Here is a 15,002-nt window from a genome sequence, read left to right on the forward strand (position 1 = left end):
TCGTTAGCTCAGTTGGTAGAGCAGTTGACTTTTAATCAATTGGTCGCAGGTTCGAGCCGAGCGAAGCGAGACGACAACGCGCAGCGTTGCCCGCAGGCTGAGGCCAGAGGCCGAATCAATCCTGCACGACTTACCATTCTTACGAATGGTTAGAAATTAAGTTTAGAGCAGTTCAGCAGTAAACCACACCAGTGGGTCGTTAGCTCAGTTGGTAGAGCAGTTGACTTTTAATCAATTGGTCGCAGGTTCGAATCCTGCACGACCCACCATCTCTCATAGTCCCTCAGTACTTCCCCAGAATTAAAATTCATATAGCACGAATCGTGTCGGTGAGAAGCTGCGTTCAGATTCGAGGAAATCTCCGGTACGTTCCACCCTCCGCCATTTTTGTTGGCATGCGCACTCCATTCTCTCTATCACGAAAGCACTTTCCCCCTGCAGATCTCGCTCTTTGATCAAAAATTCAATCCATTAAACTTCATCGGCGTGATATTGAAAATATCAGCGGACTTTTCGCTCAATTTTAGGTATTTTGTTTAGTATATAAAACGAAGGGGGTTGCGATGGGTAATACCCGGGCAGCAGACACCCAGCCTAGCACAGAGATTGCAGCGATGAGTGAAATGTTTGATGTTAATGCGGCGGTGTACCCGTTCCCGCCCAAACCCGTGCCGTTAGACGTCGCGCAGAAGGCGTTTTATCGTGAGAAGATTAAAACCCTGCTCAAGCAGCGTAATGCGGTGATGGTGGCCCATTACTATACCGATCCTGAGATCCAGGCGCTGGCGGAGGAAACCGGCGGCTGTGTGGCGGACTCGCTGGAAATGGCGCGCTTTGGCAGTAATCACCCGGCTTCGACCTTATTGGTCGCCGGCGTGCGCTTTATGGGCGAAACCGCCAAAATCCTCAGCCCGGAAAAACAGGTGCTGATGCCGACGTTGCACGCAGAATGCTCGCTGGATCTTGGCTGTCCGGAAGAAGAATTCCATGCATTTTGCGACAGCCACCCCGATCGCACCGTGGTGGTCTACGCTAATACCTCGGCGGCGGTAAAAGCTCGCGCGGACTGGGTAGTTACCTCCAGTATCGCCGTTGAACTGATTGAGCACCTCGACAGCCTGGGCGAGAAAATCATCTGGGCCCCGGACCGTCACCTGGGCAACTACGTGCAAAAGCAGACGGGCGCCGACGTATTGTGTTGGCAGGGGGCCTGTATCGTCCATGACGAGTTTAAAACCCAGGCACTGATGCGCATGAAGGCCTTATACCCTGACGCGGCGATACTGGTGCACCCTGAGTCGCCACAGGCGGTGGTTGATCTGGCCGATGCGGTAGGCTCAACCAGCCAATTGATACAGGCGGCGAAAACTTTGCCTAATCCGCAACTGATTGTCGCCACCGATCGCGGTATTTTTTATAAGATGCAACAGGCCTGCCCGGACAAGGAGCTTTTTGAAGCACCGACCGCCGGTGAAGGCGCCACCTGTCGCAGCTGTGCGCACTGCCCATGGATGGCGATGAACGGCCTGAAGGCGATTGCCGACGGGCTGGAGCAGGGCGGTGCACTGCATGAGATCCACGTGGATGCGGCGTTACGTCAAAAGGCGTTAATCCCGCTGAACCGGATGTTGGATTTTGCTGCCCAATTAAAAATGCAGGTAAAAGGGAACGCTTAACCGTTTAATAAGGATAATAAAATGAGCTTTTTCAGTACCAGCAATATCTTGGTGCATATCCCGCTGGGCGCGGGGGGTTATGATCTGTCATGGATTGAGGCGATCGGCACCCTGTTTGGTTTGTTGTGTATCTGGTATGCCAGCAAAGAGAAAATCATCAATTACCTGTTCGGCCTGATTAACGTCACGCTGTTCGCGGTGATTTTCTTCCAAATCCAGCTTTATGCCAGCCTGCTGCTGCAGCTTTTCTTCTTTGTTGCCAATATCTACGGCTGGTACGCCTGGAGTCGCCAGACGCAGGATAATCAGGCCGAGCTGAAGATTCGTTGGTTACCGCTGCCGAAGGCATTGGGCTGGGCGGCGGTATGCGTGATCGGTATTGCACTGATGACCTTTAATATCGACCGCGTTTTCGCCTGGTTGACGCAGGTTGCGGTGACGGTAATGCAGGGCTTGGGCCTCAGCGTGCAAATGCCTGAGCTGCAACCGGACGCCTTCCCGTTCTGGGATTCGGCGATGATGGTGCTGTCGATCGTCGCGATGATTCTGATGACGCGCAAGTACGTGGAAAACTGGTTGCTGTGGGTGGTGATTGACGTGATCAGCGTAGCGATTTTTGCCTATCAGGGCGTTTACGCCATGGCGCTGGAATACGTGATCCTGACGCTGATTGCGCTGAACGGTTCCTGGCTGTGGATCAAAAGCGCCGGGAACAACCACTCGCGGCCTTTGTCTTCCGCACCCTAAAATATCGCCGGGGCGCCCTATAAGGCGCCCCGAGTGTTTTAATGATGGTGCCCCAGATGGGAATGCGAGCCGGAATGTGAGTGGTCACTCGGCTCGGGAGCCCGATTAATTCCGCAGTCGGGCGTATCACAATGCTGGTATTCCATTTGAATGGTCACGTGGCCAATCCGGTAGTGTTCCAACAGATAACCCTGAATGCGGCGCAGCAAGCCATCATGGTCATTCGGCGGTATCACCTGCGCATGCAGCGTCATCAGCTTCTGTTCACCAATCTGCCAGACGTGGACGTGGTGGATATTGCGTACTTCCGGAATATTCAGGCACAGGTCTTTTTGCAGTTTGGCGATATCCACTTCCTGTGGCGTACCTTCCAGCAGCTCGTGGAAGCTCTCCTTCAGCAGCCGCCAGGCACTGCGTATCACCAGGCAGGATACCAGTACCGACAATATCGGGTCGATCGGCGTCCAGCCGGTGGTCAGGATCACAATCGCCGCGGCAATGGCACCCACCGACCCCAGTAAATCCCCCAATACGTGCAATGCCGCGGCCCGCACGTTGATGTTCTTCTCTTCGCTGCCGCGGTGCAACAGCCAGAAGGCGAACAGGTTAGCCAGCAACCCCGCTATGGCGATAATCAGCATTGGGGTACCCATCACCGGCTGTGGTTCGAAGAAACGCCGTATCGCCTCCCACAGTATGAATACCACGATCACCAACAGCGCGGCGGCGTTGAGGAAAGCCGCCAGTGTCGTCAAGCGCAGATAACCGAAGGTATGGCGTGCATTGGGCTTACGCTGCGAGAAGTGCACCGCCATCAATGCCACCAGCAGCGCCGCCGCATCGGTGAGCATATGGCCGGCATCGGCCAGCAGCGCCAGGGACCCTGAAATTAACCCACCGATCACTTCGGCGATCATGAATACCGCAGTGACTAAAAAAGCGGTCAGTAGGCGTTTACTATTACTGTCTTTCGGTAGGTGTACGTGCGGGCTATCCGACATTATTCATCCTTATGATGCATAGCAATATACGACTCGTTAGCGCTGACCAGATCATCCAGTTCTATCAGTATCTGTTCCACTAACGTACTTAGTTCAGTATAGGCATCCTGAAGCAATGTTCCTTCACGACCGCTTTCCACCAATTGTTGGCACAGGCTGGCCGCTGCCGGCAGTTGCAACATCAACAGGCTACCCTTAATGCGATGCGCGGCTTGCCCAAGCTGTAGCCAGTCCTCGTTTTGTGCCGCTAGCGCGAGCCGCTGTCGGTCTTGCTGCAGGGTTGTCAGCAGCGTTGTCGCCAAACGTTGGATCATCGGTCGGTCATTACCGGCCATATCGGTCAGGGACTGCTGAAGGTCAGTAAGGACTAACTGCTGCTCCAGCACCTGGGGTTGCTGTGGCAACGCTTGGGCGAGTGCGTCCAGCGAGATGGGCTTGGTTAAAAAGCGATCTATAGCCACCAGCTCCGGCGGGATACGGGTAAATTCCTGCACGTCCGCCGAGCAGAGGATAATTTGGCAAGCCGGACGTCGATGGCGTTGCTCGTCGCGGCGTATCAGCCTCGCTAGCGTCAGGCCATCCGGGCGCGGCATATTGTAATCAATGAACAGCAGATCAAACGGCTGCCGACGGTGGGCTTTCAGCAGCGGATAACCCTGCTCGAACAGCGTCGGCTGCAGACCGAAGTGGCGCAACTGTCGTTCCATCAGCAGGAGATTGGTGGGATGATCGTCAATCAGCGCCACGCGCAAACTCGGCGGCGGCAGGTTGAGCGGCTTATCGGTTTGCTGTGTCGCCGAGTCAAGAGCAACCTCGGTGACCGGTACCGACAGGGAAACCTCAGTGCCGACGCCGAGACGCGAGTGCAACTCAATCCGTCCGCCCATTTGTTCGATAATTTCCTTGCAAATAGACAGCCCTAATCCTGTTCCCTGTACGGATACACGCTGTGCACCACGCGCGCGGTAAAACGGCTGGAACAGTTTGCCAATCTCATCGGCGGCGATGCCACACCCGCTGTCGGTCACCGTCAGCGACAGTTCTCCCTGCTGTGCAGACTGCTCACGCCAGCCGATGCTGACCTGAATACTGCCGCGCGGGGTGAACTTAATCGCATTATTTATCAGATTGTTAGCGACCTGAAGTAAACGCTCACCATCAATAAGAACGGCTGCGGGCAGGTTGTCGGCCGCACTCACGTTTAGCGTCACCGGGCGTTCGCCAATCAGCGGTCGGTACAGGGCGCTAATGTGGGCCACCCAAGGGTGCAGGGCTACGGCCTTGGGCGCTAAGGTTAACGAGCCGGTGGCCAGCCGGGCATGATCTTGCAAGTCATTGAGCAGGTTGAGCAACGATGATGCCGAGCTGTAGATCACCGGCAGCCCCTCGGGCGTTGGCTGACGTTTCAGCTCCAGTTCCAACAAACCAAGAATGGCGTGCATCGGAGTGCGCAATTCATGGCTGACGGTAGCCAGGAATTTACTCTTCATTCGGTTTTCGGCTTCCGCATGCCGACGAGCCTGTTCAAGCACTTCCCGTTCGCGCTTATCCCGTCTCTGCAGGATAAACCGGCGCAGGGTCAGCCCCAACAGCAACAGGATCGCCGCAGCCAGCAGCGCCAGCAGCCAGGTGGTTTGCGGCTGCATACGGTTTTCATTCACGGCGTCAATCAGGTTGCTACGATCGACAATCCACTCATCGCGCAGTGATTGCAGCGTTTCCGACGGGATCTGCATCAGGTTTTTATCGAGGATAGCCAACAGTAATGGCTGATCCTGCCGCACGCCGAACGCTACCGGGTAGGCAATATTATTGGCGGCGAACGCCAACTTTATCGCCCCGGAGTAACGAGACAAAGCGACAAAGTTTGCCGAAATCACATTATCCACCAGCGCATCCAACTGGCCATTAGCCAGAGCGTCATACATGGCCTTACTGTCGGCAAAACGGATCTGTTCTTCGTTGGCAGGCACCAGGCCTTGTGCCAGATCGCCTTGCAGTACGCCGATGCGTTTACCGGCCAGATCGCTCCAGGTGGAAATCCCGTTGTCGTGTTGGCCAACATACACCCCCCACAGCGAACGGTGGATGGGCATACTTGCGCTGTAGCGCGCTTTAACCCCACGCGCCAATGGCAACGCGGTGCGAAAGCTGGCCTGGCCGGATTGCACCAATTGATCGGCCTGTTCGGCATTGCGCGCCCACAGCGGAACAAAGCGCAACCCGGTGTTTTGCGCAATGATATTCAAAATGTCGATGGCATAACCGCGCGCTTGCCCACCGGAACCGCGGTAAGCGAAGGGGAAGTTATTCTCGATGGCGGCGTAATAGACGGTGGGGTGAGTCTTCACCCAGCTTTTCTCCATCTGCGTCAGATCGGCGTTGCCGGTATCGAGATAGCTGGGGATCTTTTTACTCCAGCGACTTTGGATGGCATTCATCAACTCCATCGGGGTGTCGGCGATGGCCACGTTGAGGGTCTCGATCAGCGCCGGGTTGGCGGCGGCAAATACGAACGACAGGTTGCCGAGGTTGAGGGTACTTTCGATCTGATAAAGCTGGCCGAGCTGCAGCTGGTCGATAATAAAGCTGGCGCTGGCTTCATCGGCAATAAAGTAGTCGCTGCTGCCATTGAGCAGGGCATACACCGCCTGAAGGTTGTTGTCATAGCGTTGTACGTGGGACGACACCGTCTTTAGCGCATTGCCGGCCTGCATATCGGTCAGGGTGCTGATCGCCACCCGGGCATTGGCGGAGTTGAGCATCACTTTGCGATCGTTGCTGCGATCCCGCAGTACGCGCAGGTTACTGACGTAATAAGGCTGAGAAATTTTCAAGCCGTGTAGCGCTTCGTTTTGTGGAATGCCGTACACCAGATCGACAGTCCCGTCATGCAGCGCTTGCTCAAGTTTCGCCAGATAGGAGAAGCCGTAGATCTGAAAGTGGATGCCGGTGACCTGCTGAACATAGCCCAGGTAGTCGGCATTCAGACCGTACAGGTCGTCATCCACAATAATGTTATAAGGGCTGGTATTTTCACTGATGATACCGATGCGCAGCGTCGTGTCGCGCCAGGGGTTTTTCTCGCTGGCAATCAGCAGGTCGGGCGGGATATTCAGATTGCTGACCAATTGATAACGTACCGGCTGCGCCGCGTGCGCCAAGCTGCCGACGCACAGCAACATCGTTACCAGCAGCAAGAGCGCACGCATCATGGCGCCAACTCTTTAAACACCGCCACCAGCTCCAACAGATTACTGGCGCCGGTCTTACGTAGAATATTCTTCTTGTGGGTACTGACGGTTTTGTTGCTGATGTTCAGCATCTCGGCGATTTGCAGATTGGACAAGCCTTTGCTGAGCAGCCCGAGCACCTGCAGTTCTTTTGGCGTCAGCAGTGTGCCTTCTGCCGGTAGCGCCTCCTCGGTCATGGCGGTGGCGGGAAAGCTCAAGCTTCCATCCAGTACGGTTTCAATCGCCAGCACCAGTTCTTCAAGGCGGCTGCCCTTGTGCACAAATCCGTTGGCGCCGGCCGAATAGGCCATACGGGCGTAGATATCTTCTTCCTGTGCGGTATAGATCAGGATCGGTTGCTGCGGATAGTGGCGGCGGATTTTTTTCAATAATTGCAAACCGTCCACCTGTGGCAGACCGATATCGAGGATCACCAGCGCAAAGTCGGCCGTGGCCAATTGGGCCATTGCCTGAACGTCGTCTTGCACCGCCTGCAGGTGAAAGCGGCGGGATGACTTGATTAGCGCCGCTTCCAGTGCGACATGAACCACCGGGTGGTCATCAACTAATAACAAAGAGGGCATGGCTTGGCTCGAGTAACAGTATCCTGGCCGTTAGCATAACGAAAAAGGAGCCACTGCGCTCCCCTGATGAAACAGCACAATCCACTGTTAATTTAGAGGTTCATTCGGCAGGTGGCAAAGGTGATTTACAGCGTTATCCGCACAGGCTAAATTGGTTGGATCTATGCTCTGCGAAATACCGCCTCTCGATACCGAATGGAAAAGTTATGAATTACCAAAACGACGATTTACGCATTAAAGAAATTAAGGAACTCCTGCCACCGGTGGCCCTGTTAGAGAAGTTTCCGGCTACTGAACGTGCAGCAGAGACGGTGTCAAAGGCACGCAGTGCCATTCATCAGATCCTTCGCGGCAGTGACGATCGCCTGCTGGTGGTGATTGGTCCTTGTTCAATCCACGATACCAAAGCGGCGAAAGAGTATGCCGGTCGCCTGCTGTCGCTGCGTCAGGAACTGAGCGGCGAGCTGGAAGTGGTGATGCGGGTTTATTTTGAAAAGCCGCGTACCACCGTGGGCTGGAAAGGGTTGATCAACGATCCGCAAATGGATAACAGCTTCCAGATCAACGACGGTCTGCGTCTGGCCCGTAAGCTGCTGCTGGATATTAACGATACCGGTTTGCCGGCGGCGGGCGAATTCCTCGACATGATCACCCCGCAGTATCTGGCAGATCTGATGAGCTGGGGCGCGATCGGCGCTCGTACCACTGAATCTCAGGTGCATCGCGAGCTCTCTTCCGGCCTGTCTTGCCCGGTTGGCTTCAAGAACGGTACCGACGGCACCATCAAGGTTGCTATTGACGCCATCAATGCTGCCAGCGCACCGCACTGTTTCCTGTCGGTGACCAAATGGGGCCATTCAGCCATTGTGAACACCAGCGGTAACGGTGATTGCCACATTATTCTGCGCGGCGGCAAAGAGCCGAACTACAGCGCGGCACATGTGAAAGAAGTCAAAGAAGGCCTGGTCAAAGCAGGTCTGCCAGCGCAGGTGATGATCGATTTCAGCCATGCCAACAGCAGCAAGCAATTCAAAAAGCAGCTGGAAGTGAATGCTGACGTTTGCAAGCAGATTGCCGGCGGCGAAAAGGCGATTATGGGCGTGATGATTGAAAGCCATCTGGTGGAAGGCAACCAAAACCTGGAAAGCGGTGATCCGCTGGTTTATGGCAAGAGCGTCACCGACGCCTGCATCGGTTGGGAAGACACCGAAACCGTGCTGCGCGAGTTGGCAACAGCGGTGAAAGCGCGCCGCGGTTGATAAACCGATATTTATAGGGCCGCCTAAAAAGGTGGCCCTTTTTTTATCTATTTAACTAAAAATATATAAATATTTTGTATTTTAAAATTTAAATCATTTTAAAAAATGATATTTATGTTTTTTATTTATTACTTATGACGCTTTTAAGAATAAAATGTTTGCTGTCATCTGAAAACTATGATTACATAGCACGCTTTCTATATTCCGTTAAGCTGTTCCCTTTATTTGTGAGGGGACATGGAACGTTATTTATTACCTTCAGGATGAAAGGGTCATGGCTGAAAACAAGTCGCAGCTGCAAGGGCTGCATCGTATGAAATTCACTGGTAAAAGTAGCGAATACTTTTTTATTTGGTTAACTAATATTTTCTTAATAACGATAACACTGGGCGTGTATTCTGCCTGGGCAACGGTGCGCGAACATCGCTATTTTTATAATCATATGGAGCTGGATGGCGAAAAATTTGATTATCACGCACAGCCATTGCAAATTCTCATCGGCAGATTATTGGTGGTTGCCGGTATCGTCATTTTATTCTTTCTTTTAAAAATGGCACCAAAGCAGGGATTAGCAGTATTGCTGTTATTGATGGCGTTGATTCCTTGGGGAATTATTCATAATTGGCGTTACAATGCCGTCATGTCAAGCTATCGCGGCGTCCGATTTAATTACACTTGTCGTGTTTTGCGTACATATTGGGTTTTAATGCTGTGCCCAGCCCTACTGGGTGCTGGCGTTTATACCGCACTGGCGGTGTTAGCCGGTATCAGTAGTATCTTTGGATATGCCATTATGCTACTGACAGTTGTTATTTTGATAGTGCCAGCGTTGGCGCTGATCAACGGTATACTTTGTGCGATGCAATATGATCTGTACGTAAAAAACATGTACTTTGGTCATAGCCCGTTCGTCGTTAAATTGAAGAAGTTATCCTTTATAAAAATTTATCTTGTTAGTTGGTCAATTATCATATTATTTTTGATTAGTTCGCTCGTGCTTGGCAGAACATTTTATATTTCCCTGTATCAGACGGTGGTATTGGGGAGGGTATTTGATGTATTGTCCTTGCTGCAGGATAATGGCGGTATTCTACTTTTGAATATGTTTGTATTACTGTTCGGTATCCTGATTGCCAATAGTTACTATACCGTGGCTCAGCGAAATTATCTTTATAATCAAATGACGTTGAATACGAATATCAGGTTTCACTCTTCTGTGAAAATGTTCCCATATATGTGGTTGATACTGAGTAATAGCCTTATGACTGTACTCACCTTAGGCTTTGCTTTCCCTGTGGCGAAAGTCAGATTTGCCCGATATATGGCGAACTGTACAGCAGTCGAAGGGGATCTCTCAACGCTGGATACGGCAACTCACCAGATGACAGAGAACAGTGCAGAGGTTGAAGTTGTCGCAATGGTATAACAGATAAATCGTTACGCTAAACGATAAAAGCCCCCGGCCAAAACCGGGGGCTTTTTAGATCATGCGGCGAAAATTACTTCGCTTTACCCTGGTTTGCCACGGCGGCCGCTTTAGCAGCGATCTCGTCGGCATTGCCCAGGTAGTAACGTTTGATTGGCTTGAAGTTCTCGTCAAATTCATACACCAACGGCACGCCGGTTGGGATGTTCAGCTCGAGGATCTCGTCTTCGCTCAGGTTATCCAGGTATTTCACCAGCGCACGCAGGGAGTTGCCGTGTGCAGCAACGATAACGCGCTCGCCGCTTTTGATGCGTGGCAGAATTTCTTCGTCCCAGTAAGGGATCACGCGATCGATGGTCAGCGCCAGACTCTCGGTCAGCGGCAGCTCTTTCTCGGTCAGCGCGGAATAACGCGGATCGTGGCCCGGGTAACGTTCGTCATCTTTGGTCAGCTCTGGTGGAGTAACGGCGAAGCCGCGACGCCATTGCTTAACCTGCTCGTCACCGTATTTTTCTGCGGTTTCAGCCTTGTTCAGACCCTGCAGCGCGCCGTAGTGGCGTTCGTTCAGTTTCCAGGATTTCTCAGTCGGCAGCCAGGCCTGATCCAGTTCGTCCAGAATGTTCCACAGGGTGTGGATAGCGCGCTTCAGTACGGAGGTGTAAGCAAAGTCAAAAGAGAAACCTTCGTCTTTCAACAGTTTGCCTGCGGCTTTCGCTTCGGTGCGGCCTTTGTCGGACAAATCAACATCATACCAACCGGTGAAGCGGTTTTCGTTGTTCCACTGGCTTTCGCCGTGACGCACCAGAACCAGCTTAGTTACAGCCATAGCTTAACTCCTTAATAATCTGACATTTCAATGATAACGAAAATCATTATATTGCCGCGGCCGGGGGCTCGGCAATCGATAGTGTTTAACCATAGCCAATTTCTTGCCGCAAAGTAAGTGCTGTTCTGAGGAAAAGCTGAATCGATCAGGCTGGTGCAGACAGGGAGTGCGGCACGGCGAAGGGAGATTCGGCCGTGCCGTGGGGAAGGGCAATCAGGCTGCTTTTTTCAGGCAATTGCTCATAAAGGTTTTGCGCTCGTCACCCTTCAGGTTTTTGGTCTTGGCGTCGGCGTTACAGGTTTTCATTTTCTGCTGCTGCGGAGTCAGCGTTTTGGTCGCAGCGGTGCCTTCGGATTTCAGGCAGGTGCTCATGAAGGTAGAGCGATCTGCGCCTTTCAGCGTTTTGCTGGTGGCCTGTTGATTACAATCGGTCATGCGTTTCTGCTGCGCGGCCTGTGCCGGTGATGGCGTTTTTGCTGCGGTCTCGGCAGCCATCAGATTGGTGCTCAGCAGTAAACCCGCCAGTAATGGAAGTGCAGTAATCAGACGCATAGGTGTTCCTTCAGCTATTGGCCGGCCGGGGTGGCCGAAAATTGTGACGTTGCACAAGGTGTTGTGCTTATCACCGTAGCCTGATTCTAGTGCGCACTTTGGAATAAGGAAAGGCAGCCCTCGGCGCGGCAGCGGGGTAAAAAGGTAAGCATTTATAACAAACGGCCCCTCGCCGCGTGGCAAGGGGCGTAGCGGGTCAGATAGGATAAAACTGATAATGGGTGGCGCTCAGGTATTGTTGCCCCGGCTGCAGCCAACAGTTGGGCTGCGGCCATTCCGGGTGGTTCGGGCTGTCCGGCAAAAACTCGCTTTCCAGCGCCACGCCGGCGTAATTGGCATAGCTGCCGCCTTCACGTGCCGGCGTTCCGCCCAGATAGTTGCCGCTGTAGAGCTGCAACGCCGGCGCACTGGTGAAGACGCTCATTTGTACCTGGCCATCAGCCGACCAAAGATGGGCCGCCGGGCAGTCCAATGCGCCACAGGTACGATGCAGCAAAAAGGCATGATCGTAGCCTTTTACCCGCTGTTGACAGCGATCGCTCAAAAAATCCTGCAGCAGCGTTTTTGGTTGGCGGAAGTCCATGCCGCTGTCTGCCACCGGGGTTAGATCGGCACAGGGGATGCCTTCGCTGTCGACCGGCAGATAGCGGTCGGCAAACAGCTGTAGCCGCTGATGGCGGGCGTCGGTTCCGGCCCCGTCGAGGTTGAAGTAGGCGTGGTTGGTTAAATTGACCGGACAGGCGCTGTCGGTCCGCGCCTGATAGCTGATTTCCAGTCGATTGTCGGCAGTGAGTCGATAGTTGACCTGAACGTCGAGATTGCCGGGAAAACCCTGGTCACCCTCTGGCGAATGCAAGGCGTAGCTCACCTGCTGCTGATCCTGTTGGGTAATGCGCCAGCGGCGGGCATTAAAGCCTTCCGGCCCACCGTGCAGTTGGTGTTCTCCCTGATTGGCGACCAGCGGATGCGGTTTGCCATCAATCTGCAGGTTGGCGTGCGCGATGCGGTTGGCGTAGCGCCCGACGGTAGCGCCCAGGTAGGCCGCTTGATTCAGGTAGTCCGCTGGAGTACGACACCCCAGCAGCAACTCGCGCGTTTTGCCCGATTTCAGCGGCAATACTGCGGAGAGCCAGGTGGCGCCCCAATCCATCAGCGTTACCGTCATTCCGCCAGCGTTTTTCAACTGGGTCAATTGGTAGGGCTGGCCGTCAGGGGCCAACGTTTGACTGTCGCTCAGCATCTGCCGGCCCCCTCTGATGCCTTACAGACGTAAAAGGTTTCTTTCAGCCCATGGGTCTGCAGCGGGTATTCGCGTGCTACTGCCTCGCGGACCGGCTCGACCAGCGCCTGTGGCATTAGCGCCACGATACAGCCGCCAAAACCGCCGCCGGTCATGCGCACGCCGCCGCGGTCGCCGATAACGGCTTTGACGATCTCTACCAGCCGGTCGATCGGCGGCACGGTAATTTCAAAATCATCGCGCATCGAGGCGTGCGACTCCGCCATCAGTTTGCCCATCAGCTTCATATCTCCGGCGGCCAGCGCATCGGCAGCAGCCAGTGTACGATCGTTTTCGCTGATCACATGACGCGCTCGTTTGGCGACGATCGGGTCCAGCTCATGCTGGATCGGGAAAAACAGATCCGGGCTGACATCGCGCAGCGCTTTGACACCGAAGAAGCGCGCGGCTTCCTCACACTGCTTGCGGCGGGTGTTGTATTCGCTGTCTACCAGACCGCGTTTCACATTGGAATTGATGATCACCACCGCGATATCTTCCGGCACCGATACTGCGCGGGTTTCCAGCGTTCGGCAGTCGATCAGCAAAGCATGATCCCGTTCGCCGAGCGCGGAAATCAGTTGATCCATAATCCCGCAGTTACAGCCGACAAACTGGTTCTCTGCTTCTTGACCATTGAGGGCCAGCGCTACGCCATCCAGCGGCAGGGCATACAGTGCCTGCATGGCCTGACCAACGGCGACTTCCAAAGAGGCGGAAGAACTGAGGCCAGCACCTTGCGGCACATTACCGGAAATCACCAGGTCTGCACCGCAAAAATCGCTGTTGCGTTGCTGCAGGTGTTTGATCACGCCGCGTACGTAATCGGACCAGCGTTGGGTTGGATGGCTGACGATCGGTTCGTCGAGCGAAAACAGATCCTGCTCGGCGTCGTAATCGGCGGCGATCACCCGGATCTGACGGTCGTCTCGTTTGGCGCAGGCGATCACCGTCTGGTAATCGATGGCGCACGGCAGCACAAAACCGTCGTTATAGTCGGTATGCTCGCCGATCAAGTTCACCCGGCCCGGGGCCTGGATAGTCAGTGCGGGCGCGTAGCCAAAACGTTCGGTAAAAAGGGTGTGGGTAAGGTTCTTTAAACTCATTGTTGGGCTCCGGCTTCACGGTAATGAACATCGCTAACGGCACGCAGACGTTCTGCGGCCTGTTCTGCAGTCAAATCGCGCTGGGTTTCTGCCAGCATCTCGTAACCCACCATAAATTTACGCACCGTGGCGGAACGAAGCAGCGGCGGATAGAAGTGGGCGTGTAGTTGCCAATGGCGGTTATCTGCGTCGTTAAACGGGGCTCCGTGCCAGCCCATGGAGTAGGGGAAGGAGCACTGGAACAGGTTGTCGTAACGACTGGTCAGTTTTTTCAGCGCCACGGCCAGGTCACGGCTCTGTTCGGCGCTGAGGTCGGTAATGCGCTGCACCGAACTCTTCGGCAACAGCAGCGTTTCAAACGGCCAGGCCGCCCAGTAGGGCACCACGGCCAGCCAGTGTTCGGTTTCCACCACCGTACGGCTGCCGTCAGCCTGTTCGCGCTGGACGTAATCCGTCAACATCGCGGAGTGGTGCCGTTGGAAATACTCGCGTTGCAGTCGGTCCTCATGCTCGACTTCGTTCGGCAAGAAGCTGTTGGCCCAAACCTGTCCATGCGGATGCGGATTAGAGCAGCCCATCGCGGCGCCTTTGTTTTCAAAAACCTGCACCCACGGATAGCTGCGTCCCAGATCGGCGGTCTGTTCCTGCCAGGTGGCAATCACTCGTTCCAGCGCTTGCAGCGGCAGTTCCGGCAGGGTTTTGCTGTGATCGGGCGAGAAACAAATCACCCGGCTGGTGCCACGGGCGCTCTGGCAGCGCATCAACGGATCCTGACTTTCCGGTGCCAGCGGGGTATCCGTCATCAGCGCGGCAAAGTCGTTGGTGAATACGTAGGTGTCCTGATAGTTCGGGTTTTTATCGCCGGTAACACGGGTGTTGCCTGGGCAGAGGAAACAGTCGGGATCGTGCTGCGGCAACGTTTCCTGCTGTGTTGACTCCTGCTGGCCTTGCCACGGCCGTTTGGCACGGTGTGGCGAGACTAATACCCATTGGCCGGTCAGCGGGTTGTAGCGGCGATGGGGATGATCTACGGGGTTAAAATCCGTCATGGTGGTTCCTTTTTCTGGGGCGATGCGGCGCGGTGTAATCGCTTTCATCTGCCGCTAACCTACCCTTGACTCATACAAATGGATAACTATGAGCAAAAAGATAGCACGTCCCACGGGGGAAAAAGGTGATCCAGAGCGAAAAATGGAATCGTTTACACTGCGTGATGCAAGTGAGAAAACCGCTGGCAGTGTAGGAGGGGGAAAGCTGAAAAAGTTGGCATCGGGCTGGGAGTGATAGCGTTTTCACACTGGTAACCGGCAGGC

Annotated in this window: 12 protein-coding genes, 1 tRNA gene and 1 other RNA gene; 6 read left to right on the forward strand and 8 right to left on the reverse strand. The window is 54.3% G+C overall.

Features of this window, described 5'->3' with window-relative positions:
- Positions 1-4 precede the first annotated feature (4 nt).
- The 4 genes from NR114_RS00005 to pnuC all read left to right on the forward strand — a co-directional run bounded on the left by NR114_RS00005 (position 5) and on the right by pnuC (position 2,423).
- Positions 5-136, forward strand: a non-coding RNA gene (locus tag NR114_RS00005) — RtT sRNA.
- Between the two features lie 57 nt (positions 137-193).
- Positions 194-269: transfer RNA gene (locus tag NR114_RS00010), tRNA-Lys, on the forward strand.
- A 345-nt stretch (positions 270-614) separates the two neighbouring features.
- Entirely contained in the window at positions 615-1,676 is a 1,062-nt protein-coding gene (gene nadA, locus NR114_RS00015; protein WP_041415250.1) for a quinolinate synthase NadA, read from the forward strand.
- Positions 1,677-1,697: 21 nt separating this feature from the next.
- The gene (gene pnuC / locus NR114_RS00020) at positions 1,698-2,423 is read left to right on the forward strand and encodes a nicotinamide riboside transporter PnuC (RefSeq protein ID WP_046374260.1); all 726 of its coding nucleotides are present in this window, start codon (positions 1,698-1,700) and stop codon (positions 2,421-2,423) included.
- A 38-nt stretch (positions 2,424-2,461) separates the two neighbouring features.
- Here pnuC and zitB read toward each other — a convergent pair whose 3' ends face one another.
- From zitB to NR114_RS00035, 3 genes are read right to left on the reverse strand one after another with little or no spacing between them, the layout of a single operon-like run.
- Entirely contained in the window at positions 2,462-3,424 is a 963-nt protein-coding gene (gene zitB / locus NR114_RS00025; RefSeq protein ID WP_046374259.1) for a CDF family zinc transporter ZitB, read from the reverse strand.
- Positions 3,424-6,639, reverse strand: a complete 3,216-nt coding sequence (locus NR114_RS00030) for an ATP-binding protein (RefSeq protein ID WP_256813843.1) — start codon at positions 6,637-6,639, stop codon at positions 3,424-3,426. The genes zitB and NR114_RS00030 overlap by 1 nt, the downstream gene beginning before the upstream one ends.
- Positions 6,636-7,241 (reverse strand): response regulator transcription factor, encoded by a 606-nt coding sequence (locus tag NR114_RS00035; protein ID WP_020825691.1) that lies wholly within the window; start codon positions 7,239-7,241, stop codon positions 6,636-6,638. Before NR114_RS00035 ends, NR114_RS00030 begins: the two co-directional genes overlap by 4 nt.
- Positions 7,242-7,447: 206 nt before the next feature.
- On the opposite strand from NR114_RS00035, the gene aroG reads away from it, so the two are divergent.
- Together aroG and NR114_RS00045 are read left to right on the forward strand one after the other, a co-directional pair.
- Positions 7,448-8,500: a 3-deoxy-7-phosphoheptulonate synthase AroG gene (aroG, locus tag NR114_RS00040; RefSeq protein WP_020825692.1), complete on the forward strand. Its 1,053-nt coding sequence runs from the start codon at positions 7,448-7,450 to the stop codon at positions 8,498-8,500.
- 274 nt (positions 8,501-8,774) lie between these two features.
- Positions 8,775-9,926: a YjgN family protein gene (locus tag NR114_RS00045; protein ID WP_234529455.1), complete on the forward strand. Its 1,152-nt coding sequence runs from the start codon at positions 8,775-8,777 to the stop codon at positions 9,924-9,926.
- A 73-nt stretch (positions 9,927-9,999) separates the two neighbouring features.
- Here NR114_RS00045 and gpmA read toward each other — a convergent pair whose 3' ends face one another.
- From gpmA to galT, 5 genes are all read right to left on the reverse strand, one after another.
- A complete protein-coding gene (gene gpmA, locus NR114_RS00050) occupies positions 10,000-10,752 on the reverse strand; it encodes a 2,3-diphosphoglycerate-dependent phosphoglycerate mutase (RefSeq protein ID WP_004941818.1) in 753 nt (250 codons plus the stop codon).
- 213 nt (positions 10,753-10,965) lie between these two features.
- Positions 10,966-11,304: a PsiF family protein gene (locus NR114_RS00055; protein WP_046374257.1), complete on the reverse strand. Its 339-nt coding sequence runs from the start codon at positions 11,302-11,304 to the stop codon at positions 10,966-10,968.
- A gap of 196 nt (positions 11,305-11,500) precedes the next feature.
- On the reverse strand, positions 11,501-12,544 hold the full coding sequence (gene galM / locus NR114_RS00060) for a galactose-1-epimerase (RefSeq protein WP_234529454.1): 1,044 nt from the start codon (positions 12,542-12,544) through the stop codon (positions 11,501-11,503).
- Complete coding sequence (gene galK, locus NR114_RS00065) at positions 12,538-13,689, reverse strand: galactokinase (RefSeq protein WP_234529453.1); 1,152 nt, start codon at positions 13,687-13,689, stop codon at positions 12,538-12,540. Before galK ends, galM begins: the two co-directional genes overlap by 7 nt.
- The gene (gene galT / locus NR114_RS00070) at positions 13,686-14,738 is read right to left on the reverse strand and encodes a galactose-1-phosphate uridylyltransferase (protein WP_020825697.1); all 1,053 of its coding nucleotides are present in this window, start codon (positions 14,736-14,738) and stop codon (positions 13,686-13,688) included. Before galT ends, galK begins: the two co-directional genes overlap by 4 nt.
- Positions 14,739-15,002 lie beyond the last annotated feature (264 nt).

The organism is Serratia sp. Ser99 (assembly GCF_024519545.1).
Lineage (GTDB): Bacteria > Pseudomonadota > Gammaproteobacteria > Enterobacterales > Enterobacteriaceae > Serratia > Serratia liquefaciens.